Origin of the sequence: Pseudomonas azerbaijanorientalis, from assembly GCF_019139795.1 — a bacterium.
In the GTDB taxonomy this organism is placed as follows: Bacteria; Pseudomonadota; Gammaproteobacteria; order Pseudomonadales; family Pseudomonadaceae; genus Aquipseudomonas; species Aquipseudomonas laurylsulfatiphila.
In genome coordinates this window covers 3507814-3533606 of the sequence record NZ_CP077078.1, presented here as the reverse complement: position 1 = coordinate 3533606, position 25793 = coordinate 3507814, and the positions used below count along the sequence as shown (strand labels likewise).

Annotated in this window: 13 protein-coding genes; 3 read left to right on the top strand and 10 right to left on the bottom strand. The window is 61.0% G+C overall.

Annotated features, from left to right (window positions below):
• Positions 1 to 229 precede the first annotated feature (229 nt).
• Complete coding sequence (locus KSS91_RS15690; protein ID WP_172435747.1) at positions 230 to 397, bottom strand: hypothetical protein; 168 nt, start codon at positions 395 to 397, stop codon at positions 230 to 232.
• A 203-nt stretch (positions 398 to 600) separates the two neighbouring features.
• On the opposite strand from KSS91_RS15690, the gene KSS91_RS15685 reads away from it, so the two are divergent.
• The 3 genes from KSS91_RS15685 (at position 601) to glgB (ending at position 8392) form a co-directional block, all read left to right on the top strand.
• Positions 601 to 2598 (top strand): alpha-1,4-glucan--maltose-1-phosphate maltosyltransferase, encoded by a 1998-nt coding sequence (locus KSS91_RS15685; RefSeq protein ID WP_217835318.1) that lies wholly within the window; start codon positions 601 to 603, stop codon positions 2596 to 2598.
• 218 nt (positions 2599 to 2816) lie between these two features.
• Positions 2817 to 6158 (top strand): maltose alpha-D-glucosyltransferase, encoded by a 3342-nt coding sequence (treS, locus tag KSS91_RS15680; protein ID WP_217835317.1) that lies wholly within the window; start codon positions 2817 to 2819, stop codon positions 6156 to 6158.
• A gap of 2 nt (positions 6159 to 6160) precedes the next feature.
• Positions 6161 to 8392 (top strand): 1,4-alpha-glucan branching protein GlgB, encoded by a 2232-nt coding sequence (gene glgB, locus KSS91_RS15675; RefSeq protein ID WP_217835316.1) that lies wholly within the window; start codon positions 6161 to 6163, stop codon positions 8390 to 8392.
• 158 nt (positions 8393 to 8550) lie between these two features.
• Here glgB and KSS91_RS15670 read toward each other — a convergent pair whose 3' ends face one another.
• From KSS91_RS15670 to treZ, 9 genes are all read right to left on the bottom strand, one after another.
• Complete coding sequence (locus tag KSS91_RS15670) at positions 8551 to 11247, bottom strand: RHS repeat domain-containing protein (RefSeq protein ID WP_225923688.1); 2697 nt, start codon at positions 11245 to 11247, stop codon at positions 8551 to 8553.
• A 254-nt stretch (positions 11248 to 11501) separates the two neighbouring features.
• The gene (locus KSS91_RS15665; RefSeq protein WP_217835315.1) at positions 11502 to 14099 is read right to left on the bottom strand and encodes an autotransporter family protein; all 2598 of its coding nucleotides are present in this window, start codon (positions 14097 to 14099) and stop codon (positions 11502 to 11504) included.
• A gap of 273 nt (positions 14100 to 14372) precedes the next feature.
• The gene (locus KSS91_RS15660; protein ID WP_217835314.1) at positions 14373 to 15173 is read right to left on the bottom strand and encodes an endonuclease/exonuclease/phosphatase family protein; all 801 of its coding nucleotides are present in this window, start codon (positions 15171 to 15173) and stop codon (positions 14373 to 14375) included.
• Positions 15174 to 15440: 267 nt separating this feature from the next.
• The gene (locus tag KSS91_RS15655) at positions 15441 to 16199 is read right to left on the bottom strand and encodes a PIG-L deacetylase family protein (RefSeq protein ID WP_217835313.1); all 759 of its coding nucleotides are present in this window, start codon (positions 16197 to 16199) and stop codon (positions 15441 to 15443) included.
• Between the two features lie 215 nt (positions 16200 to 16414).
• Positions 16415 to 18565 (bottom strand): glycogen debranching protein GlgX, encoded by a 2151-nt coding sequence (gene glgX, locus KSS91_RS15650; protein WP_015095293.1) that lies wholly within the window; start codon positions 18563 to 18565, stop codon positions 16415 to 16417.
• Between the two features lie 218 nt (positions 18566 to 18783).
• Positions 18784 to 19104 carry a DUF2934 domain-containing protein gene (locus KSS91_RS15645; protein ID WP_102700049.1) on the bottom strand — a complete coding sequence of 107 codons (321 nt, stop codon included), beginning with the start codon at positions 19102 to 19104 and terminating at the stop codon, positions 18784 to 18786.
• A gap of 21 nt (positions 19105 to 19125) precedes the next feature.
• A complete protein-coding gene (locus tag KSS91_RS15640; protein WP_217835312.1) occupies positions 19126 to 21921 on the bottom strand; it encodes a malto-oligosyltrehalose synthase in 2796 nt (931 codons plus the stop codon).
• On the bottom strand, positions 21918 to 23996 hold the full coding sequence (gene malQ / locus KSS91_RS15635; protein WP_217835311.1) for a 4-alpha-glucanotransferase: 2079 nt from the start codon (positions 23994 to 23996) through the stop codon (positions 21918 to 21920). Before malQ ends, KSS91_RS15640 begins: the two co-directional genes overlap by 4 nt.
• Positions 23989 to 25788 (bottom strand): malto-oligosyltrehalose trehalohydrolase, encoded by a 1800-nt coding sequence (gene treZ, locus KSS91_RS15630; protein WP_217835310.1) that lies wholly within the window; start codon positions 25786 to 25788, stop codon positions 23989 to 23991. The genes malQ and treZ overlap by 8 nt, the downstream gene beginning before the upstream one ends.
• Positions 25789 to 25793: the final 5 nt, after the last annotated feature.

Genomic DNA, 25793 nt, shown 5'->3' with positions numbered 1-25793 from the left:
TGTGCGCTAGCTCTGTTTGTGAATTCGCTGACGCTGGAAAAAAACGTTTTCATGGCTAACCACACTCAAGGCTGAAGAAGTGATGGCTATATAAGGCGCGGGGTGTAAGTTTCGTAAAGTGTCGGACGGGCAGAATGGGCGCTTTAGGATCGGTACTACAGGTACTTGGGAAGCGTCATTCATTTTTGATGATCGTTCCTGCTGTCGAGGCAGGAACGATCAACTGTCTTCATTCAGGATTCACAATCACCGGCGGCATCGTCGCTGGCGGTTCTTCCCTTGGCGGCGGGGTCGTGCCGGGTGGGTCCTGTTCGGGCACAGGTTGTGGTTCGCTCGGCGGTATCACCGGGTTGTCGATGTTTGGATCGGGTGTTTCTGCCGGGAATGGATTGGTCATGGTTCAAGCCTCCGGTGGCACATGGCGTGAGTCGTGCTTAAGTTGGTGGACCGCAGTGCGAACGATTTGATTCCGCAAATTGCTGATGAACTTTTCCCGGCAGCCATCGCTCGGAACCTAAGTGAGTACGTCCCGGGGCGGATGGCCCAACGGGATGGCGACCCGACACAAGCGCGTCCATGGGGCGTAAGGAGAGAGGCTCGATGACGGCTGAAAAACCGACTGAGTTGAGCTACAACCCGCACATGCCGCTGTCGCAGGCGCTGTTGCTGCCGCGCATAGTCATAGAAAACATCATGCCGACCCTTGAAGGCGGGCAGTTCGCGGTCAAGGCGGTGGTGGGGCAGGATGTGGTGGTGACGGCCAAGGTCTTTGCCGACGGACATGACAAGCTGGCGGTTCGAGTGCGCTGGCGGTCCGAGGACGAGGACGTCTGGCAAAGCGCTGTCATGCACGATCTGGGCAACAACGGTTGGCAGGGGCAGTTCCGGGTGAACAGTCAGGGCCGTTATGTTTACTGTATCGAAGCCTGGATCGATCAGTTCGCCAGTTTTTGCTACGAACTGGAAAAGAAGCATGTGGCAGCGGTGCCCGTCAGCCTCGAATTGCAGGAAGGGCGGATCCAGGTGCAGCAAGCCGCCGAGCGCAGTGAAGGGCAACTCAGCGAGCAATTGGCGGCATTGCACCATGAACTGGCAGGACTGCTCGAAACCGAGCAGGTCGCACTGTTTTTGCACCAACGTAGCGCCGACCTCATGGCCCGCGTCGATCATCGTGCTTACCTCAGCCTGAGCCCGGAGTACCCGGTGGATGTGGAGCGCGAGCTGGCGCAATTCGCCAGTTGGTATGAATTGTTCCCGCGTTCGATCACCGACAGCCCGGAGCGCCACGGTACTTTCAATGACGTGCATTCGCGGCTGGCGATGATCCACGACATGGGCTTCGATGTGCTGTATTTCCCGCCGATCCACCCGATCGGGCGCAGTTACCGCAAGGGCCCGAACAACTCCCTGACGGCAGGCCCCGATGATCCGGGCAGTCCCTATGCGATCGGTAGCGAGGAGGGCGGCCACGAGGCGATTCACAAGCAGTTGGGGACTCGCGAAGACTTCCGCCGACTGGTGTCGGCCGCTGCGGCCCACGGCCTGGAAATCGCCCTCGACTTCGCCATCCAGTGCTCCCAGGACCACCCATGGCTCAAGCAACACCCCGGCTGGTTCAACTGGCGGCCCGACGGCACGATCAAGTACGCGGAGAACCCGCCGAAGAAATACCAGGACATCGTCAACGTCGACTTTTATGCCCCCGAGGCGATTCCGAGCCTGTGGGTGGAGCTGCGTGACATCGTGGTGGGCTGGGTCGAGGAGGGCGTGAAGATCTTTCGCGTCGATAACCCGCACACCAAGCCGTTGCCGTTCTGGCAATGGCTGATCGCCGATGTACGGGCGCTGTACCCCGAAGTGATCTTCCTTGCCGAGGCCTTTACGACCCCGGCGATGATGGCGCGCCTGGGCAAGGTCGGTTATTCCCAGAGCTATACCTATTTCACCTGGCGCAACACCAAGGCCGAACTGGCGACTTACTTCACCGAACTCAACGAATCGCCGTGGCGCGAGTGTTATCGGCCGAATTTTTTCGTCAATACACCGGACATCAACCCGGCGTTCCTGCATGAGTCCGGGCGTCCCGGGTTCCTCATCCGCGCCGCGCTGGCGACCATGGGTTCGGGCCTGTGGGGCATGTACTCGGGTTTCGAGTTGTGCGAGTCGGCAGCGGTGCCGGGCAAGGAGGAGTACCTCGACTCCGAGAAGTACGAGATCCGCCCCAGAGACTTCAATGCGCCGGGCAACATCATTGCCGAGATTGCCCAGCTCAACCGCATCCGTCGGCAGAACCCGGCGCTGCACACGCATCTGGGCCTGAAGGTCTACAACGCCTGGAACGACAACATCCTGTACTTCGGCAAACGCAGTTTTGACGGCAGCAACTTTATTCTGGTGGCGGTCAGTCTCGATCCGCACAACGTGCAGGAGGCGAACTTCGAGTTGCCGCTGTGGGAAATGGGTTTGCCCGACGACGCCAGCACCCAGGGCGAAGACCTGATGAATGGCCATCGCTGGACCTGGCATGGCAAGCATCAGTTCATGCGGATCGACCCGGCGTACCAGCCGTTCGGGATCTGGCGCATTACCGCCTCTTGAGAACACCACAATCTCTGTGGCGAGGGAGCTTGTCTGTGGCGAGGGGGCTTGCCCCCGTTGGGTCGCGAAGCGACCCCCGCTTTTTCTTTCAACAACACCGAGTCGCTGTATTGACGACTGCTTCGCAGCCGAACGGGGGCAAGCCCCCTCGCCACAGGTAAGCCCTTCACCACTGGGGTTCAGCCTGTGGCCAAAGTTGAATTCACCAGGAGTTTCACATGGCGAAGAAACCCAAGGCAGCCACGTTCATCAAGGACCCGCTCTGGTACAAGGATGCGGTGATCTATCAAGTACACGTCAAATCGTATTTCGACTCCAACAACGACGGGATCGGCGACTTTCCCGGCCTCATCGACAAGCTCGACTACATCGCCGACCTGGGCGTCAACACCATCTGGCTCTTGCCCTTCTACCCCTCGCCACGGCGCGACGACGGTTATGACATCGCCGAGTACCGCGGCGTGCACAGTGACTACGGGACCATGGCCGATGCCAGGCGTTTCATTGCCGAGGCACACAAGCGCGGCCTGCGGGTGATCACCGAACTGGTCATCAACCACACCTCCGACCAGCACCCGTGGTTCCAGCGTGCACGCAAGGCCAAACCCGGGTCGGCGGCGCGGGACTTCTACGTGTGGTCCGACGACGATCAGAAATACGACGGGACCCGCATCATCTTTCTCGATACAGAAAAGTCCAACTGGACCTGGGACCCGGTCGCCGGCCAATACTTCTGGCACCGTTTCTACTCCCACCAGCCGGACCTGAATTTCGATAACCCGCAAGTCATGAAGGCGGTGCTGTCGGTGATGCGTTACTGGCTCGACATGGGCATCGACGGCTTGCGCCTGGATGCGATTCCCTACCTGATCGAGCGCGACGGCACCAACAACGAAAACCTGCCGGAAACCCACGATGTCCTGAAACAGATCCGCGCCGAAATCGACGCCAATTACCCCGACCGCATGCTGCTGGCGGAAGCCAATCAGTGGCCGGAGGACACCCAGTTGTACTTCGGCGACACCGACAAGAAAGGCCTGAACGGCGACGAATGCCACATGGCCTTTCACTTCCCGTTGATGCCGCGCATGTACATGGCGCTGGCCCAGGAAGATCGCTTCCCGATCACCGACATTCTGCGCCAGACCCCGGATATTCCCGCCAACTGCCAATGGGCGATCTTCCTGCGCAACCACGATGAACTGACCCTGGAGATGGTCACCGACAAGGAACGCGACTACCTGTGGAATTACTACGCCGCCGACCGTCGCGCGCGGATCAACCTGGGGATTCGCCGGCGCCTGGCGCCGCTGGTGGAGCGTGATCGACGCCGGGTCGAACTGCTCAACAGCCTGTTGCTGTCGATGCCCGGCACACCGACACTGTATTACGGCGACGAGATCGGCATGGGCGACAACATCTACCTCGGCGACCGCGATGGCGTGCGCACGCCGATGCAATGGTCCATCGACCGCAACGGCGGTTTCTCCCGCGCCGACCCTGCAAGCCTGGTGCTGCCACCGATCATGGACCCGCAATACGGCTATCTGTCGGTCAATGTCGAAACCCAGGCCGGCGACCCGCATTCACTGTTGAACTGGACCCGGCGCATGCTCGCCGTGCGCAAGCAGTCCAAGGCCTTCGGGCGCGGTACATTGAAGATGCTATCGCCGAGCAACCGGCGGATTCTGGCCTACACCCGTGAATACACCGGGGCGGACGGCAAACACGAAGTCATCCTGTGCGTGGCCAACGTGTCGCGCAGTGCCCAGGCCGCCGAGCTCGACTTGTCGGCCTACGTCGGCATGGTGCCGGTGGAGATGCTCGGGGGTAACGCGTTCCCGCCCATCGGCCAGTTGAATTTCCTCCTGACCCTCGCGCCCTACGGCTTTTACTGGTTCGGCCTCGCCGCGGAAAACCAGATGCCCAGTTGGCACGTGGAGCCCGCACAAAGCCTGCCGGATTTCACCACGCTGGTTCTGAAAAAACGCATGGAGGAACTGCTTGAAGCGCCGTCACGCCACACCCTTGAGCAGAGCATCCTGCCCAGCTGGTTGCAGAATCGTCGCTGGTTCGCCGGCAAGGACGCCGCCATCGAGCAGGTCGATCTGGCCTACGGTGTGCGCTTCGGCGATGAGCAGCATCCGGTGCTGTTCAGTGAGATCAATGTCACCAGCGCTGGCCAGAGCAGTCGTTATCAGTTGCCGTTCGGCTTTATTTCAGAGGATCAGGTCGGTACGCCGCTACCGCAGCAGCTGGCACTGTCGCGGGTACGGCGTGGACGCCAGGTCGGCCTGATCACCGATGCCTTCAGCCTGGAAACCTTCGTGCATGCCGTATTGCAAGGGATTCAGGCCGGTACCGTATTGCCCTCCAGCGATGGCGACATTCGCTTCGAGGCCACCGCCGAACTGGAAAAACTCGGCCTCAATGCCGAGTCGCCGGTGCGTTACCTGTCGGCGGAACAGTCCAACAGCTCGGTGGTGATCGGCAACAGCATGGTGCTCAAGCTGATCCGCAAGGTCGCCAGCGGCGTGCATCCTGAACTGGAAATGAGTGCTTACCTGACCGCAGCCGGGTTCAGCAATATCTCACCACTGCTGGGGGCCGTAGTGCGTCGGGACGGGGCGGGTGAAGACAACCTGCTGATGATCGCCCAGGGCTACCTGAGCAACCAGGGCGATGCCTGGGAATGGACGCAAAACAACCTCGAACGGGCGCTGCGCGATGAATTGGCCGACGCCATGTCCGAGCAGGAGCAACACTACAACGCGCTCGGCGAACTGAAAGATTTCGCCGGTATGCTGGGCCGGCGCCTGGGGGAAATGCATCAGGTGCTGGCAGCGCCCAATGCCAACCCGGACTTCTTGCCGCAGGTCACCACGCAGAAGGACGCGCTGGCCTCGGCCAAGGATGTCGCAACGCAAATCGAGCACGCGCTGAACTTGCTCAAGCAGCATCAAAATCAACTGAGCCCGGCGGACCAGACCCTGGTCAGCCGTTTACTGGACAACAAAAAAGCCATTCTCGGACATGTGCAAGCGTTGGGCAAAAAGACTGCAGGCGGCTTGCGCATTCGTGTGCACGGTGACCTGCATCTGGGTCAGGTGCTGGTGATCAAGGGCGATGCGTACTTGATCGACTTCGAGGGGGAACCGGCGCGGCCCTTGCATGAACGTCGGGGCAAACACAGCCCGTACAAGGATGTCAGTGGCGTGCTGCGTTCCTTCGACTATGCGGCGGCCATGGCGATCAACGTGCACAGCGTCGATAACACGGCGGGGGCCGATGCCGCGCGTGTGCGGGTCACCGGGCGCTACTTGAGTGAAGCGCGAACAGCATTTGTCGACGCCTATCGGCTGGCGGCAGCTAGTCTTGCCCATGCATGGCAAGATCCCGAAGGCGAGGACGCCGCGCTGGCGTTGTTCGGTCTGGAGAAGGCGGCGTATGAAGTGGCCTATGAGGCGGAAAATCGCCCCAGCTGGTTGCCCGTGCCGTTGCACGGTTTATATGGATTATTGAGTGGGCTTAAACCCTTTTCCGATCTTGGTGGAGAGTAGTCATGAGTGTCTCGAACAAGGAACAGGGTCATCACAAAGAAGCGCTGCTGCCCGGCGCACGGGATATCGATGCATTGGTGCGTGCCGAGCATATCGATCCCTTCGCCATACTTGGCCCCCACGGTGATGGCGCCGGTGGACAGTTCATCCGCGCCTACCTGCCGGGCGCCCTGAGTGTAGAAGTTCTGGCCCGGAACTCGGGCGAAGCGCTTGGGAATCTTCAAGCCACAGAGACGCCGGGGTTGTTTGTCGGGCATTTCGACCGCGCGCAAGCGTATCTGCTGCGCACCCGTTGGGCCGGCGGCGAGCAGACGGCCGAAGACCCTTACAGCTTCGGCCCCTTGCTGGGCGACATGGATTTGTACCTGTTTGCCGAAGGTAATCACCGCGACCTCAGTGCGTGCCTCGGTGCGCAGCTCAAGACCGTGGACGGCATCGACGGTGTGCGTTTCGCGGTGTGGGCACCCAATGCCCGGCGGGTGTCGGTGGTGGGTGATTTCAACGTCTGGGACGGGCGCCGCCATCCGATGCGCCTGCGACATCCCACCGGGGTCTGGGAGTTGTTCATCCCGCGCCTGCAAGCAGGGGACGCCTACAAGTACGAAATTCTCGGTGCCCACGGCATCCTGCCACTGAAGGCCGACCCGATGGCGCTGGCCACCAGCCTGCCACCGGACACCGCCTCGAAAGTCGCCTCACCTTTGAACGTCGACTGGCAGGATCAGGACTGGATGATGGCCCGAGGCGACCACCAGCGGGTGACGGCGCCCTTGTCGATCTACGAATTGCACGCCGGTTCGTGGCAATGCGAGCTGGACGACCTGGGTGAAGTGGCCCGCCAGTACACCTGGCCGGAACTGACCGAACGACTGATTCCCTATGTCAAAGACCTGGGCTTCACCCACATCGAACTGATGCCGATCATGGAGCACCCGTTCGGCGGTTCGTGGGGTTATCAGTTGCTGTCGCAATTCGCGCCGAGTGCGCGTTATGGCACGCCGGACCAGTTCGCCGCGTTCGTCAACGCCTGCCACCAGGCCGATATCGGGGTGATTCTCGACTGGGTGCCGGCGCATTTCCCCACCGATACCCACGGCCTCGCCCAGTTCGACGGCACGGCCCTGTACGAGTACGGCAACCCGCAGGAAGGCTTCCACCAGGATTGGGACACGCTGATCTACAACCTGGGGCGCACCGAAGTGCACGGCTACATGCTGGCGTCGGCGCTGCACTGGCTCAAGCATTTCCACGTCGATGGCCTGCGGGTCGATGCCGTGGCCTCGATGCTGTACCGCGACTACTCGCGCAAGGCCGGCGAATGGGTGCCGAACCGCCACGGCGGGCGCGAGAACCTGGAGGCCATCGACTTCCTGCGCCACCTCAACGATGTGGTCGCCCTGGAGGCACCCGGTGCCCTGGTGATCGCCGAGGAATCCACCGCATGGCCAGGCGTCAGCCAGGGCACGCAACAGGGTGGCCTGGGCTTTGCCTACAAATGGAACATGGGCTGGATGCACGATTCGCTGCATTACATTCAGCAGGACCCGGTGTACCGCGCCCATCACCACAACGAGCTGAGTTTTGGCCTGGTGTACGCCTGGTCCGAGCGCTTCATCCTGCCGATCTCCCACGACGAAGTGGTACACGGCAAGCACTCGCTGATCGACAAAATGCCCGGAGACCGCTGGCAGAAATTCGCCAACCTGCGGGCCTACCTGAGTTTCATGTGGGCGCACCCGGGCAAGAAACTGCTGTTCATGGGCTGCGAGTTCGGCCAATGGCGCGAGTGGAACCACGACCAGCAACTGGACTGGTACTTGCTGCAGTACTCCGAACACAAGGGCGTACAGAAACTGGTCGGCGACCTCAATCGCCTGTACCGCGAAGAACCGGCGCTGCATGAGCAGGACGATGTGCCGCAGGGTTTCCAATGGCTGATCGGCGATGACGCGATCAACAGCGTTTATGCGTGGCTGCGCTGGAGCAAGGACGGCCGGCCTGTGCTGGTGGTGGCCAACTTCACGCCGGTGCCGCGCGAGGCGTATCGCGTTGGGGTGCCGTTTGCCGGGCAGTGGAACGAGGTGCTCAATAGCGACTCGTCCATCTATGCCGGTTCCAACTACGGTAATAGCGGAGGCGCGGTTGCCGAGGAAACGCCGAGCCATGGGCAGGCGTTGTCGTTGGTGTTGAATTTGCCGCCACTGGCGGTGTTGATGTTAAGGCCAGAGTGGTAGATTCCTTATCCTGGCAAGGTGTATTTTTTTCATACCGTTTATCGACTCATGTGGCAGGACGTATTATGAGTGAGCTGACTCCCGAGATAACTCGGGAGTGATCGGGGCAGGGTATCAACTTTGATTTTTTGATGATGAGGGTAGTAAAAATGGTTGTGTTACTTAAAAAACTGTAATAGTCGGTTTAGTGGTTTTTTGTGCTCAGCTAAAAAGCTAGTTATTGTTAAATAATCATTTATAAAAAAATGCTTTTTGTTGATCTCGCTTTTTTCAAGAAAGTCTTTAATGTGCTCGAGCGAATCTTTTGATGGTTTGTAATGGCCGGAATAATTGGTGAAGATTGCTTTATTTTTGTGGATGTATATTGTTCCAGCGCTTAATATGTCGGTTCTTCCTATAAAAATGTTTTGGTGGTGGAAAGCTGATTCTTTAAATCCATTCCGAATATCACCTCTTGCCAGTATTCTCATTCCTTTTTTTTCAGAAAGTGCAAAAATGTACTCGCTCTGAGGACGGTTTTTGTGATTTTTTATAATGGTTTTTATTGTGTTTTTTGCGTTTGTATTATTTATGAGGAAAGCGTAAATATTTCCGTTGTACACTTGCTCTTTCATTACATTGAGATCAACAGGCTTGCTGCCTTGGTTGAATAGATACCGATTTGGTATTGTGTTTTCAGTGGGTGGCGTCGAATTTGGTGGTTCTGGTTGTAGAGAATCTGAGTTGCTTGGTTCCAGAGTGATGTGGTCTGTGAGTTTTTTTTCAGAAATTATTTCTTGTGAGTCGTTGTTTATCGCGTTGGTAGTTATTTTTCTGATGTTGGCTTGGTACGTATCCAGCCAGTGATTTTTTTTAGTGATTCTACCGTCATGATCATACAGAGTGGCCGGATTGTTTTTGCACATCCTATACAGGTTAAATCCGTCTAACGTGCCGATTGGGTCTGCATTGAGCCACCGCTGCAACCACGACGCGTAGTACCTGAACCCATAGTAATAAAGCCCCGTCGCATCCCGCTCCTTGCCTGAATAGCGCACAGTCTTGTACTTGGCCTCAGTCGCCGAACGAGCCGCAAAACAAGCCGTGCCACCAAACGGGTAATACCACTCCCGACTGATCAGGTCGGCGTTTTGATCCAACTCCAGAGCGCCGGACTGCAAGTGGTCGTTGAGGCTGTATCGCACTTGATTGTTGGCGATGTCCTCGGGCTGTCCGGCGACCCAATGCAACACCTGCACGCTATTACTGCCCGCGCTGGCAGTGATCACGTGAAGGATTTCTCCGGTGCCTCCGTGACTACGGATTTCCACGCCGGGCAGATAGCGCACTTCACTGATCAGCGTGCGGGCATTGGTCTGGTTCGCGCGGAGCTTGCGCACGCGTTGGCCGCCGCCGTCATAGACATAGCGTTCGTAGTCATCCTCCGCGTTGTCGCGCACCACCGGGCGCACGACGGTGAGTTGATTGCGCAAGTCCCATTCCATCGCCTGGCCGGCTTGCAGTTCCCGTAGATTGCCATTGGCATCGAAGCCGGCAGCGATTTCCGCTTCCGTCGGTGGTCGGCCGTTGCGCTCGGGCAGGCAGCGGTTGCTGTATTTGGCGCGGGTCAAAATGCGGCCGTGGGGCTGGGCGCCGACGTGTACCAGGTTCAGCAGGTTGCCGCCGGCGTCGTAGTGGTAGGTCTGGGTGTAGTTGGCAATCTGGCTGGGGTCGAGGGGCAGGGGGTGCAGGTCGGGCAGGGCGGGGCCGCCGTGGCCGATTTTGGCTTCCCAGCCGCTGGCTTCGATCAGTTGATCGAGGGTGTCGTAGCAGAAAGTCTTGATCGGTTCGATGCGCTGGTTGTTGAAGTAGCGAATCGGTTGGGCGGCGTCTTCGAGGCTTAGCACGTTGCCGGTGGCGTCGTAGCTGTAGCGCAAGTCTTGAAGGGGGGTGCCATCGGCTTTGTGCGCGCTCAAGCCAATCAGGCGTCCGTCCGCGAGGTCGTAGCGATGGCGGGTGATGACGCGGTTGCCGGCGGTTTCCGACTCGATCTGGCCCGAGGCGTTGTAATGAAGATCGCTGACCAGTGTCATCTCGTCCTCACCGACCAAGGTCAACCGAGTGTTTTTCAATTCGCCGGCGACGGTGTAGGCAAAGCGCTGGCGGTTGCCCAACGCATCCGTTTGCTGGAGTGGTTCGGCGCCCGGCGAGTAGACATGGGACGTGGTGGCGCCATCGCCGGTTTCGAGCAAGGCGTCGCGGGCGGCTTCGCTCGCAGGCCAACCTGGCGTGTCGGCATCGCGCAAGAAATGCCGAACCTGTTGCAGCACCGCGCCGCCGAGCCCCAACTCCTTCAGGTGCAGCGTGCCGGCCGGATCGTCATGGCGAATCAATTGGCCGCAGAGGTTGTGCAAGGCTGCGTCAGCATCAACCCCAGCATAGGTAAAACGCTCAAGCACGTGTTCAGCGATATCGTCGCCACGCTCTCGCACCGCCACGGGGCGCAACAGTGCATCGAACTCAGTCCGGGTGCGGCTACCTCGACCATCCCAACGCTCAACGATTTGCCCGGCAGCACCTTGCAGCGCGACTCGCCACCCGGCGTCAACGCTGTCACTCGCCAACGGCACGCCGGACAAACTGAACACCTGGCTGAGGTTCGCCGGGACCGACGCATCGTTCTGCGCCAGGGCAAACAGATACGGATCACGACTGGTCACCGGTCGCGTGGCTGCGTCAAAGCGTTGATGCGTGATCCGCGCCTCTGCCGGGTCGGTCGCTAGCCGCCGATGGTATTGAATGGCCCTGACCGCCAGCCCGCGCGCGTCTGAAACCGCAAGGGTGGGTGTGCCGTGACGCGCATGGTCCACAGACATCCGTGCCGGCCTCGATCAGGGTGACTTGCCCATTACAATGCACCGCCGTCAATGCCATGGATACTGTAAGAAATACCAGTTTTCACCAACAAATCTGCGGGTTGCTTCGCTGAAGCGAAGAAGGTTAACCGGCGTCGTGGTGGCCAGCTGCAAGAGGAATCAGACCGAGTGTCGGGATGTCCTGGCGATACCACGGCGTCACGGGCTGCCCGTTTTTACGGGAGCCCGCGACTGGATAGAGCGATTTAATCCCCTCACCACTTCACCCGAACCCCCACGTTACCGAATGTCCCCCGTTGTTGGTTGCTGTCGATATTGCTGGTGTAGTCGACGCCGGCATACACACTGACGGATGCCGCGACGCTCAGTACCATGCCGATTCCGAGGTCGGCGGACGAGGTTCGTTGTTGGGTTTCGACCTGATCGACATGGTCAAAGGTGACCGTATCGGTACCCGTGAAGGTGTGCCAGATATTGGCCCGCAGATAGGGTTCCAGCGGCCGGCCACTGACTTCGTAGCGACCCTTCATGCGTGCGCCGACGCGGCCGGTCCAGGCACTGTCGGAATCGAACGAGACATGGGAGATGCCGTCGTCCTGGCTGTCGAGCTTGACCTTCTGGTAAATCGCCTGGGTCTGGGGTTCGACTACCCAGTTGCCTGCCACGGTGATCGGGTATCCGACTTCTGCCGATAACGTCGTTACATGGCCATCATTGTCGATCTTCAGGCCACTTTCGGAACGGTTGTCGCCATTGAGCCAGGTGTACATGGCCACGGCATCGAAATAGGCGCCGGCGGAATCGGTGAGGGTCCAGTACACGCCAAGGCTGTCGCCTTGCAGCTCGACGTTGCCGGAGCGTTTGCCTTCGAAGCCCTGATTGAAACCGTCGACATCCCCTTGCAGGCGGCTGTGGCCGATAAAGAAACCGCTGCGCTGGGTTTGCCCACCCGCCAACTGTGAGCTGAACAGGTCATTGCCGACCTGGAAGCCATTGAGCGAGCCATCCAGCCTTGGTGTGACGGTGCCAGCCCAGGTCTGATCGAGGTTCTTGCCGTAGACCCGTCCCCAACCTGCGCTCAAGGCGCCGGTTTCGGTCAGCAGACGCTGATCGCCCTGACGGTCATGAAAGGTACCCAGTGCTGACAGGCTCAATTGCGCTGCAGCCGGCGGCACCACCGACCAGGCAGGCACCGCCTCTCGATACAGGGGGATAGGCTCTGCGCCGGGTACGGCGGCCGGTAGCACAGGAACTTCGAGTGTCACGACGCCTCCAGCGCCTTGAACCCCGGTAGTCACGACCACAGGTGCGGCGACCGGCACTGCCACGATCGGTTCCAGCGTCGGCGGCAAGGCGGGATCTGGGTTGGCGACGGCAACCACGGGCGGCGCCACCACCGAGGAGCGCAAATACCAGCTGTTTTCGCTGCCTGGTGTGATACCGCCTTTGAACAGGCGGTAATCGAAGGCGCCAACCGACACCCGGGCTTTGAGGGCGAACGCGGTGTTGTCGCTGACCGCCGTGCCTTGGGCCTGAACCAACTGGATGCCGTTTTGCTGGGTAAGGGCCCCCGCGCCGCCAACGTTGGTGACGCTGATCAGGGTGCTGCCGGTCAGCGTTCCGTTGTTGACCACCAACTTGTCGCTGGGGGAGCTGTCATCGCCCACTGCGCTTTGCAAGAGCAACTGGCCGCCGTTACCCACGTAATTGCCTTCAACGGTCAGGGTATCGTTGGTACGCGAGTTACCGCTGGCAAGGTCGATGACCCCGCTGTTGTTCAAGGTCGCGAGCCGACCCGCGGTCGAAGACGTGATGCTGCCCCGGATTGACGTGAGCATACTGCTGCCGTCGATGTTGAACACGCCGGTGCCCGTGGTGCTGTCCCCCAGTTGAAGATTGCCATCGAGATCAAGGCGCGAGCCCTTGACCAGATTGATGGTTTCCCAATTGATATACCGGGCAGCGCCCGATGACGTGGTGTGATCGAAGGTCAGCAGGTCATTGTCATTGCCGCCATTGATGCTCGGGGTCTGGGCGAGGCTGCTTTCGGTCAGATTGCGCAAAGTGGCGCGGTCGTTGCCTGCCCCCAGCAGGACTTGCGAGCGGATGATCCCGCCGCCGTCCCACACCAGCGTGTCATCGCCGTTGCCGGCGCGAATCTCGCCGACGATTTCTCCACCTGTGATCGTGATGCTGTCGTTGCCGTTGCTGACACTGATGTTGCCGCCAATACGCCCCCCGGAAACGATGATCTCATCGGTGCCCAAACCGGTCACCAGGTTGCGGAGGATCTGCCCACCGGACATATCGAAGATATTGTTATCGAGTTTCATGTCGACCCGGTCGATGATGCCGTCGGTCATCCTGGCGACGTCGCCATCTTCGAAGGCGCCGACGATGGTGCCGCCGGTCATCAGAAAGGTGTCGCGGCCGTCCCCTTGGGCCAGGGACTTAATGGTTCCACCGGACATGATGAAATCATCGATGCCATTGCCTTGGCTGACCGCCCCGGTGACTTGCCCGGCGCTGATCATAAAGCTGTCCGCCCCGTCGCCCAGATCCACTGCACCGGTCACGATGCCCGAGGCCATGTTCACAGCGTCGGCGCCCGCACCGAAGCTCACGCTGCCGTTGATCCTGCCGGTGCCATTGGCGGGGAAGGTCAGGGTGTTATTGCCCGACAAATCGGTCAACGGCGCGCTGGTGCCGCTGTCGCAGACGAAGTTGTCGTTACCGGCGCTGGGGGTGAGTGTGCAGGCGGCATAGGCGGGTTGAGGCCAGTTCGCACATATCCAGATCGAGAACAGGCAGGCGCCATAACGGTACTTGGACAGATCTGTCGAAAACTCCATGTTGCCTCCGCGATGGGATCAACTTCCGTTTCTTTGGCCGTCATCGATGGCCAGGAACCAGACGTGCTTGGCAGCGCGAGTTGCAAGACAACATCGGGCGGGACTATGACCCGCAAGTACCTTCGGCAACCAAGGCGCTACGTGTGTGTCGCAAGCCCCTGCGGATTTCCGTCAGGGCGGCAACAACGTAGCAGGCAGCGATCCAGCATGGCTACTGTCAGAAATAACAGGTGGGGGACGATTTCTCGTTACTTCACACTCAATCGCCGCGATTCAAAGATGCACTTCCACCGCTAACGGCAAATGGTCGGAAAGGTGCGTCCATGGTTTATTCCCGAGTATTTTCGGCTCATGGCTGCTGGCATTGCGCAGGTAGACGCGATCCAGGCGCAGCAAGGGGAACCGCGCGGGGTAGGTTTTGGCCGGGCGGCCATGGTGGCGCTCGAAGGCTTCGTGCAGGTAGTTGCGGCGGGCAAGGGCGGCATTGCCTTGCATCTGCCAGTCGTTGAAGTCGCCGGCAATGATCACCGGCGCATCATCCGGCAGGGACTCGAGGAGCAGGCAGAGTAGCTGCAATTGCAGCTGACGATGGCTTTCCAGCAGGCTGAGGTGCACGCAGATGGCATGCACTTCGCTGTGCCCAGGCACGTCCAGCACGCAGTGCAGCAAGCCGCGGCGTTCCGGGCCGGTAATGGAGACATCCAGGTTGCGGTATTCGCGGATCGGGTATTTCGACAGCAGGGCATTGCCATGGTGACCGTCGGGATAGACGGCATTGCGCCCATAGGCGAAGTCGCTCCACATGCTGTCGGCAAGAAATTCATATTGCGAGGTCTGTGGCCAATCGTTGTAGCGTGAGGAGTGGCGGTCGTGCTCGCCGACCACTTCCTGCAGAAACACCAGGTCTGCCGATGTACTGCGCACGGCTTCACGCAACTCGGGGAGGATGAAGCGCCGGTTGAGTGCGGTAAATCCCTTGTGGGTGTTGACCGTCAGCACGCGCAGTCGGTGGATGTCCGGGGGAGTAGTCAACGGCACCGATTCAGCTGTTTGCCGCTTGGAATGACTGGCCACGTTTGCTCCTGGGATTGGGGGCTGCCTATGCATGCGACTGACGCATGGACGGGCAGTTCAGTTTGCCGTTAACGCCAACGTGCCAGATCTGACACTTTGCGGCGCTCTCACCTAAGGGGTTTGTGTTTTCAGCATCGGCGGCCAATGCTTCCTGTAGGAGCGAGCTTGCTCGCGATAAACCTGAGAACACCGCGGGGTGTCAGGCTCCCCGCATCATCGTTGACCTCCATCGCGAGCAGGCTCGCTCCTACAGAAAGCGCATTGGGCTTAGACGAAGACGATTTCATAAGGCAAACGAATGCGCTCCAGCAGCGTGCGCGGCAGCGACGGCGCAAGGCCGATGGCGGGTTCACCATCGAGTTGGCTGGCGTAGGCGTGGGTGGCGTGGCTCTTGCGGGCGACGGTCCAGGCATCGAGGCGCACCTTGCGCGCACGGTGCCAGGGGATCAGCTCCCGGTCCCGTGCCGGCCAGTGCCAGGCCCGAAACGGCACGTCGTTGTAGGTGGCTCCCACACTGGCCGCCGCCCTGGCACTGGCGCGGCCGACGGTGTCGTGGTCGACGTTGCCGTCTTCGCACCAGGTGCTGAACACCACATCACCCGGGCGCAGGTAACGCCCGATGAATTGGGCGATCCGTTCTTCGTGTTCCACCAGGGCGTTGTCGGTAAACCCGCCACGGATCCACTTCAGGCTGTGCATCGGCAAACCGAGTCGGCGGATGGCTTCCACGCTTTCCTGGGGACGAAACACACTGAGGCGTTTTTCCGACCACTGTCGAGAACCGGGATGACTGGCGCTGCCGTCGGATATCGAGATCAATTGCAGCGGGTGGCCCAGGTTGCTGAGCAACTGCAGCAGGCCGCCGCAAGTCACGACTTCATCGCCGGGGTGCGGGGCAATGAGCACTGCGCGTGCACCGGCTGGCACCAGGGTTTGGGTGTTGATGACCGCAATGCTGTCCAGTTGCGGGGCACTGTTCCAGATCTGGGAGGGCAGGCTGGCTTCGCTGAGGGAAACGGATTTCATGGGTATACGTCCTTGTGCTGCTTCGCCTTCAGTCGTGCGCGAGACAAGCCCGGCCGACCCGTGAGGGCTGGTGGATAGCGAGGTGCGACAACCCCAACCCTGGATCGCCGCGAATCGAGTATTGCTCATGTAACGCTTTTCGTCGCGTGGCGACCCCGGCCAAAATGATTTTTCCGCTCTGCGGCAATGGCGCGCTGAATGCCTGGACTTCGTCGTCACTCCTCTTCCTCATGCTGCAACTCGAACAGCAGCAATGAGCGGCCGGTTACCGAGTACTCGTGGCCGAACTCGAAGCGCTCCTGGCCACGGATCGACGGCTGGTTGGTGTCGATCATGCACGTCCAGAAACCGCCGTCAGGCACTTGCGGCAGGCGGAAATTGACGATGTCGTGATGCGCGTTGACCACCAGCATCAAGGTCGCGTCGACGCCTTTGCGGCAAATGCCGGTTTCCTGGGCGCGTCCATCGAGCAGCATGCCCAGGCAGCGGTTGTGCGCATCGTGCCAATGCCTGGTGTTCATTTCCGTGCCATCTGGCGCCAGCCAGGTCACGTCCTTGACGCCGATGTCCTCGTTGTAGTTACCCACCAGAAAACGCCCGCGGCGCAGGATCGGGTAGGTCAGGCGCAACTTGATCAGGCGTTTGACGAACTTGAGCAAGGCCTTGCCGTCTTCGCTGAGGTCCCAGTTGACCCAGCCGATCTCGCTGTCCTGGCAATACGCATTGTTGTTGCCCTCCTGGGTGCGGGCGAACTCGTCGCCGGCCACCAGCATCGGCGTGCCCTGGGCCAGCAGCAGGGTGGCGAAGAAATTGCGCATCTGCCGATGGCGCAACGCGTTGATCTCGGGATCATCGGTGGGGCCTTCGACGCCGTGGTTCCAGGACAGGTTGTTGTTGCTGCCGTCCTGATTGTTTTCATCGTTGGCCTCGTTGTGCTTGTCGTTGTAAGACACCAGGTCGTTGAGGGTGAAACCGTCATGGGCGGTGACGAAGTTCAGCGATGAGTAGGGGCGGCGACCCCGTTCATTGAACATATCCCCCGAAGCGGTCAGGCGGCTGGCGAAGTCCGCCAGTTGACCGTCGTCGCCCTTCCAGAAGGCGCGCACGGTGTCGCGGAATTTGTCGTTCCACTCGACCCAGCCCGGTGGAAAATTGCCGACCTGATAACCGCCGGGGCCACAGTCCCAGGGTTCGGAGATCAGCTTGACCTGGCGCAGCACCGGGTCCTGGCGGCAGGCGACGAGGAAACTGTGGCGCTCATCGAAACCGCCGTGATAGCGCCCGAGTATGGTTGCCAAGTCGAAGCGGAACCCGTCCACGTGCATTTCCGAAGCCCAGTAGCGCAGGGAGTCGGTGACCATTTGCAGCACGCACGGGTGACTCAGGTCCAGGGTGTTGCCGGTGCCGGAATCGTTGATATAGAAGCGTTTGTCATCGGGCATCAGGCGGTAGTAGGACGCGTTGTCGATGCCGCGCATGGACAGGGTCGGGCCTTGCTCGTTGCCTTCGGCGGTGTGGTTGTAGACCACGTCGAGGATCACTTCCAGATTCGCTTCGTGCAGGTGCGCGACCATTTCCTTGAACTCGGCAATCTTGCCACTGGCCAGGTAACGCGGGTCGGGGGCGAAGAACGCGATGCTGTTGTAGCCCCAGTAATTGGTCATGCCCTTATGCAGCAAATGCTGGTCGTTGACGAACGCGTGGATCGGCAGCAACTCCACGGTCGACACGCCGAGCTTGCGGATGTGCTCCAACACGTCATCGACCATCAACCCGGCAAAGGTTCCGCGCAGGTTTTCCGGGACCGAAGGGTGACGCATGCTGAAGCCGCGCACATGGGTTTCATAAATGATCGTCTTGTCCCACGGTACGCTGACGCGGTGGTCGTGGCCCCAGGTGTGCGCCGGGTCGATGACCTTGCACTTGGGCACGAAGGGCGCACTGTCACGTTCATCGAAGCTGAGGTCGGCGTCGGGGTGGCCGATGGTGTAGCCGAACAGCGCTTCGGACCATTTCAACTTGCCGACCAGTTGTTTGGCGTAGGGGTCGATCAGCAGTTTGTTGGGGTTGAAGCGATGACCGTTGGCCGGGTCGTACGGACCGTAGACCCGATAGCCATAAATCAGCCCGGGATGAGCATCGGGCAGGTAGCCGTGGTAGATCTCGTCGGTGTATTCGGGCAGTTCGATGCGTTCGAGTTCCACCTCGCCGCTGTCGTCGAACAGGCACAGTTCAACCCGGGTGGCGTGGGCGGAAAACAAGGCGAAGTTGACTCCCAGTCCGTCCCAGGTGGCACCCAGCGGGAAGGGCAGGCCTTCGCGGATTCGTGTGGTTTCGACACGGGGGGCTTTCTTTGGGCTGGTCATAAGTGCTCCTGGCTACAAATACTCGCTGATCAGCATTGCAACCTGTGGGAGCGGGCTTGCTCGCGAAGGCGGTGTGTCAGGCAACATCAATGCTGGAAGTGATGGCCTCTTCGCGGGCAAGCCCGCTCCCACAGGGACCTGTGAGTTGCCACAGATTGCAGTTACAACACCAAACACTGTGGGAGCGGGCTTGCCCGCGAAGGGGCCTCAAGACATATTCAAACCGCGGGCGGTTTTCGTGGTGCCCGGGGCTTTTTCTCGACGGCCTTTTCCCCCGGCGGAATCACTTTCGAGGCCGCAGCAGGCTTGGCTTTGGTTTTGGGCGCAGCGACTTTGCTTTCGCCAGCCTTGCCATTGGCCGTTTTGCTGACCGGGGTTTTGCTCGCCGCTGCCTTGGCTGGTTTCTTTGGTGCCAGGGCTTCGGCTTCCGCCAGTTTGCACGCCATCTCCCAGTGGCGGGCTTCCTGGCCTTCGGGTTTTCCTTCGGATTCCCAGATCTGATAGGCGAATTCGCGGATGCGTTTATCGTCGGTACTCATCGCAATGCTCCTGAACTGAACTCAAGTGTGGTGAGTTTGAATAATGAGGTTGACCGGGAAATCCCCCAGCGCGGCGCTGATCAGCAGCTCTCTGTGTTTTGTGACTGTGATGCCTGTAAAAAGTCCCTTCAGATGTTCGTCCGCAAAGGTGAACGGCAGTTTGACCCGGGTATCGCCCCACAGCGGCGCGTGGACCTGGGGGCCGGCACTATTTTCCAGCAATTCGGCACAGCGTATCGGCACTATCACGATGGCGCGTTCTCCCTCCCGCTCACGGACAAAACCCAGCACTCGATGGGCCTCGCTGCCAAGCACTTCCAGGGCCTGGTAAGTGCCACGCCGAAACAGCTCGGCATGTTTGGCACGCAGGCCCAGGGTGCGTGCAATCAGGGCTTGCTTGATGCGCCCGTCCTGCCAGTTCGACAACAGGTCCGGCAGGTCTGCCGCTTGCTGCAGTGCCTGCTGGCGGCTGGCGTAATCCACGGGGCGACGGTTGTCCGGGTCGACCAGGCTGAAGTCCCAGAAATCGTTGCCCTGATACAAATCCGGCACGCCGGGTACGGTCATGCGCAGCAAGGTTTGCGCCAAACCGTTAAGGGCACCGGGGGCGGCAATCGAACGGGCCGCCTTGGCGAGGGCCGCACGCAGCAGCTCACCTTCTGGGCTGAGCAGCAGGCGCTGGATAAAGTCCTCGGTCGCTTGCTCGTAAGCGTCATTGGGCGCGCTCCAGCTGCTTTGCAGCTTGGCTTCGCGCAGGGCTTTGCGCTGCCATTGCCAGAGGCGTTTGGCGTAGTCCTCGAGCGCCGGCGGATTATCGATAGCCAATGCCAGCGGCCAACTGCCGAGGATGGCCTGGTACAGAATCAACTCATCGCCCGCCGAAGGCACTTGATCGTCTTGGCGCAATGGCCGGGCGAGGGTGCGCCACAGGCCGATCTGCTCGCTGTACCAGCTGCTGCACTCACTCAATACCGCCAGCCGCGCGCGTGAGTCTTCGCCACGCTTGTGGTCGTGGGTGGCGCTGGCCAGCAGATTGTCCGGAAAGGTTTCAAAGCGCTCGATGCAGGCCCGATGAAAGTCGGCAACCGGCGCACTGAACTGCTCGGTGCTGAACCCAACGTCATTGCGCGAAAGGAGGACGGCCGAACGATAGAACGCGGTGTCTTCCACCGCTTTCGCCGCGGCTGGCGAGGTCAGTTGCTGGAAACGTACGCAGGCGTGCTTGAGGCGTTTGCGCTGACGACCGGTCGGGCGTTGCCGCCAGGGCTCACCGCCGAGCCAGCCGGCCAGGCAGTCGAGCACCGGCCAGTCAGCCTCGCTCAGTGTCTGGCGGGCGCCGTCCATGGCCTGCTGGAAAAACACCTCGTCCTGGCCTGTCCGGCCGAGGGGGCTGATGTAGGTGCGGTACACCGGGAAATGTACGATCAGCTCCTGCAACGCCCGGCGAATGGCGCCGAGCGTCAGGTCGCGGCTCATGAGGTTGTCCCGGGCCACCTGGAGCAAGGCCTGGGCGACGCTTTCGAAATCGCCGGCCAGGGAACCATTGAGGATTTGCTGGCGGGCCAGTTGTGCTTCCCGGGAGAAGTCAGCGGGCCGCTCACTGTGGCGCTGCCAGAGTTCGGCCAGTGTCTGCGCGCCCCGTGGGTCGTGTTGCAGCAGTGACAGCTGGTTCATGAATTCATAACCGGTGGTGCCGTCCACCGACCAGTCGAGGTGCAGGGACTCGCCTTCGCCGAGGATTTTTTCGACAAAGATCGGCAGGTGGCGGCCCGCGGACAGACTGTCGACCCGGCGCCGCAGCTTTCGGCAGTAGCCCCGCGGGTCGGCGAGGCCGTCGATGTGGTCGATGCGCAACCCGTCGATCAGCCCCTCGGCCACCAGCTGGAAGATCTTCGCGTGGGTGGCTTCGAACACCGCGGGACGCTCGACGCGCAGTCCGCCGAGTTCATTGATATCAAAGAAGCGCCGCCAGTTGATGTCATCGGCGGCCGTGCGCCAGCTGGCGAGACGAAAGCTCTGGCGCTCCAGCAGGTTGTGCAGGCGCTGGAAGCTTTCGCCGGTCAGTGAGTCGTAGTGCTTCAGGTGTTGCTCAATGGCTTGGGCAATGGCCGGATCACTGACCAGATCGCGCAGTTCCGCTTTCAGCGGTATGGCCAGGCTGTGGGCGTCGGTCTGATAGCTCAGGGTGCTGAAGCGATCGGCCAGGTTTTTCAGTTGTTCGGCCTGCTCCGTATCGAGCGCTGCATCGGTTTTGAGCAGCTCGCCGTAATCCCGGGGGCAAATGGGAAAGCGATGTTCGTAGTGCTCGACATGGAAGCTGCCGTGCCAGGCATCGAAGCGCAAGGGCAGGGTGCCGTCCTGCAACGCCACACCGTAATCGCTGCCCAGGAACGGCAGGAGCAGTTGGCCTTCCATCAACGGATCGGGAGAGTGCCACTGGATGTCGAAAAACTCGCCGTAGGGACTCAGGCGTCCCCACTCCAACAGGTCCAGCCACCAGGGATTGTCAGCGCCGCCGACCGCCATGTGGTTGGAGACAATGTCGAGGATCAACCCCATGTCCTGCTCGTGCAAGGCGTTGACCAGGCTGCGCAGCGCCACTTCGCCACCCAGTTCCGGGTTGACCCTGGTCGGGTCCACCACGTCATAGCCATGCATCGATCCGGCTCGGGCACGCAACAGCGGGGAGGCGTAGACATGGCTGATGCCCAGGCGTGCGAAATACGGCACCAGCGGCACCGCATCTTCCAGCGTGAAGCCTTTATGAAATTGCAGGCGCAGCGTGGCGCGCAACGGGCGGGTCGGCTGTTGGGTCATCGGTCACGCTCGGCCGCCTGCAGTCGCGCACAGGCGAGCAGTTCCAGGCGCCGCGCGGCATCCGGTCCATCGAGCAGGGCTTCGCTGTAGCCGGGCAAGCGCCGCGACCAGTTCGGGTGGGTGTCGATAGTGCCGGGCAGGTTGGCCTGTTGTTCCACGCCAAGGGCATCTTCCAGCGGCAGCAGCACCAAGGGCGCCCGGGTATGCCCGAGAAAACGCACGCTGGCATCGAGCACCTGGTCGGTTTCGTGGGATTCTTCGCGGAAGTTCTGCGGGTCCTGGCTCAACGCCCGGCGCAGTCCCTCTCGCTCGCGCTCGCGATGCTGGCGCCATTCGATCTCACCGCTGGCGTCGATCATGCCGAGCCGGGCGTTCCAGTCGATGTCGCGACCATGCCACCAGCCGTTGAGGGTCGGCAGGTCATGGGTGCTGGTGGTCGCCAGGGCGTTGTCCGGCCAGTCGAGGATCGGCTTGAAGTGCGTGTTGTCCTGCTCGAACAGCAGCACCCGCATGCCGAGCATCGAACGGGCGATGAGTTTTTCCCGCAGGCCGTCCGGCACGGTGCCGAGGTCTTCGCCGAGGACAATGGCCTGGTGCCGGTGGGATTCCAGGGTCAGCAATCGCAACAGGTCGTCCACCGGGTAATACAGGTAGGCGCCGTCGGCCGGCGGCGAGCCGTTGGGGATCACCCACAGACGCTGCAGCCCCATGACGTGATCGATACGCAAGCCACCGCAGTGGGCGAAATTGGCCCGCAGCATTTCGATGAAAGCCCGGAAACCATTGCGTACCAGGCCTTCAGGGGAGAACGCGGAAATCCCCCAGCCCTGGCCCGTACGGTTGAGAATATCCGGTGGCGCACCGACGGTGAGGGACGCGAGCAGTTCATCCTGCCGGCTCCAGGCCTGGCTGCCGCCGCCATCGGCGCCAACGGCCAGGTCGGCGATCAGGCCGATGCTCATGCCGCTGGCGCGGGCGGCGGTTTGCGCGCGCTCCAGGCAGCGGGTGATCAGCCACTGGCAGAAAGCGAAGAAGCCGATGCGCCCGGCATTCTCTTCGGCGAATGCCGCAAGTTCAGCGCTTCGCGGATTACGCCAGGGTTCGGGCCACAGTCGCCAGTCGAGGCCTTCACCCCGGGCAGCGCGTGCCTCCTGGATGGCTTCGAAGCGACAGTGGTTTTCCAGCGCTTCGCCGGCGGCGTGACGAAAACTGCTGAAGTCTTCGTGCAAGGGGTGTTCACCCTGGACGAAACCTTCGTACAGCGACTGCAACAGCCGATGCTTGGCTTCGGCGGCGGCCGGCCAGTCAATCAGCGCACGCTCTTCCAGCGCCTTGAGTTCAATGGCCAGCCCGGTTGCATCGATCGCGGTGCGCAGGGCGCGCTCACCGAGAATGGTGCCGGGGGCGCAGTACAGGCTGTTGAGAAACAGACGGCTGGAGGGCGAGTAAGGACTGTAGCGTTGGGCGTCATTGGAAAACATCGCATGCAAGGGGCTGATCGCCAGCGCCTCGGCGCCACGTTCACCAGCCACCCGGGCGAGGTCCTCCAGCGCCTGGGTGTCACCAAACCCACCATCGCCGGGGCGGCGCAAGGCATACAGTTGCACGCTCAGGCCCCAGGCACGGGGGATCGGGTTATCCACGGCATCGCCGACGCTGTAACAACGGGGTGGGGCCACCGCCAGGGTGAAGGTTTGTCCGTCGATACTGACCTGTTGATAGCCGACCGGTACCAGCCCCGGCAGCTTTGCGTTGGCGTCCAGCTTGAGGTTGAGCCGCGAACCGTCTTCGAGGTGGATTTCGCAAGGGGTTTCAGGTGCAAAATAACGCGCCAGATCCAGGCCAACTCCAACATCGGCGGTGATCAATGGCGGCAAGTGGTGGGTCTGCTGCACCGCTTGCAATTCCAACAGGCTGGCGTCGATTTCCTGGGCACTGCCCGCCGGGTGACCGAGGCCAGTCAGCACATTTCGCAACACGGAAGGCGCGACTTTTTGCGGGCGGCCGTTGGCGTCGATCCAGTCGACTGCGAGGCCGGCACGGCTGGCCAGAATTTCCAGTTGCGCATCACTCATGGACGCTCTCCATACGAACTAGCAAAGGGGCTGCGGCGGTGAGGCTGACGAGCGCGCAATACGGGGCAAGGATGCCCTGGTCCAACAAATCGGCGCTCTGTGGAGGGTATTCGAACAACCGCGCGGCACCGGTCTGTGGTGTGTGGACTACGGGCTTGTCACTGAGGTTCAGGTCAATGCGCAGCTCGCTGCCATCGCCCAGGCGCCAGGCGGCACTGACCGCGCCTTCGCCCAGCTCGTCAGCCCCCAGTGCCTGGGTGCCCGGCAAGCGCGGGATGAGGACTCGGTGACGGATCTGCAACAGCCGGCAATACAGCTCGTGCATCTCTGTATGGCCGGTCGAAGGCATGACAGGGCGGGACGCTGAAAATGTCTGCGGATCGTTCGGGTCAGGAATGTGTTCGCGCAGGAGTGGGTCGGCAAACACGCTGAACGCCGCGAACTCGTTGCGCCGGCCGTCCCGTACCAACTTGGCCAACTCGCCGTGATGGCTGGTGAAATACAGGAAGGGTTGCTCGACGGCGAACTCGTCGCCCATGAACAGCAGCGGAATCATCGGCGACAACAGCAGCAACACCGTGGCGGCCCGCAGCGCTTGCGAGTGGGCGAGTTGATGCAGGCGCTCGCCGAAGGCACGGTTGCCGATCTGGTCATGGTTCTGCAGGAACAGGATGAAGGCGCCGGGCGGCAAGTGCCCGCTGGGTTCACCGCGTGCCACACCATGGCGATTGACATGCCCCTGGAACACGAAACCCTGACTCAGGCAACGCGCCAGTTGTTCGGTGGGGTTGTGCGCGTAGTCGGCGTAATAGGCCTCGGTTTCGCCGGTCAGTAACACATGCAGGGCATTGTGGCCGTCATCGTTCCACTGCGCGTCGTAACCCTGTTCGAGCAGGCCGGCCTGGTTGTGTTCGTTCTCCACCATCAGCCACACATGGCGCGCCGGTCCCGTCTGCTGGCGCACCCGTTGCGCCAGTTCGTGGAGGAAATCCGGGTCTTCTATGGCGTGCACCGCGTCCAGGCGCAAACCGTCGAAACGGTATTCGAGCAGCCACATCAAGGCGTTTTCGATGAAGAAGTCCCGTACTTCGCGGCGGCGGAAGTCGATGGCTGCGCCCCACGGCGTCTGTTTGTCTTCGCGAAAGAAGCCCTTGGCATAACGATGCAGGTAATTGCCGTCCGGACCGAAGTGGTTGTAGACCACGTCGAGAATCACCGCCAGACCATGACCGTGGGCGGTGTCGATCAAGTGTTTGAGCTGCTCGGGTGACCCGTATGAAGCCTGGGGCGCGTAGGGCAGGACGCCGTCATACCCCCAATTGCGCTCACCGGGAAACTGCGCGATGGGCATCAGTTCGATCGCGGTGACCCCCAGTTCGACCAGGCGCGCCAGATGCTGCTCGACGGCACTGAAGCCGCCGAGGGCACCGACGTGCAACTCGTAGATCACCGCTTCGTTCCACGGCCGTCCCGACCAGGCACTGTGTTGCCAGGCATAGGCCAGCGGATCGACCACCACACTGTGCCGGTCGATATCGCCGTCCTGTGAGCGGGAAGCCGGGTCGGGCACTTCCAGTTCGCCGTCGATGTTGTAGCGGTAACGCGTGCCCGCCGCGCATCGGGTGTCGCTCACGAACCAGCCGTCGGCCTGGGGCAGCAACGGCAAGGACTGTCCATGTTCCAGTTCGACACTGACGTAAAACGCATCTGGCGCCCACAACGCGAATCGCGTGTGCTCTGCGTCCAGCATGATTGCGCCGTGGGGCCAGGTCTCAAGGGTCCGTAACGGCATCTTGA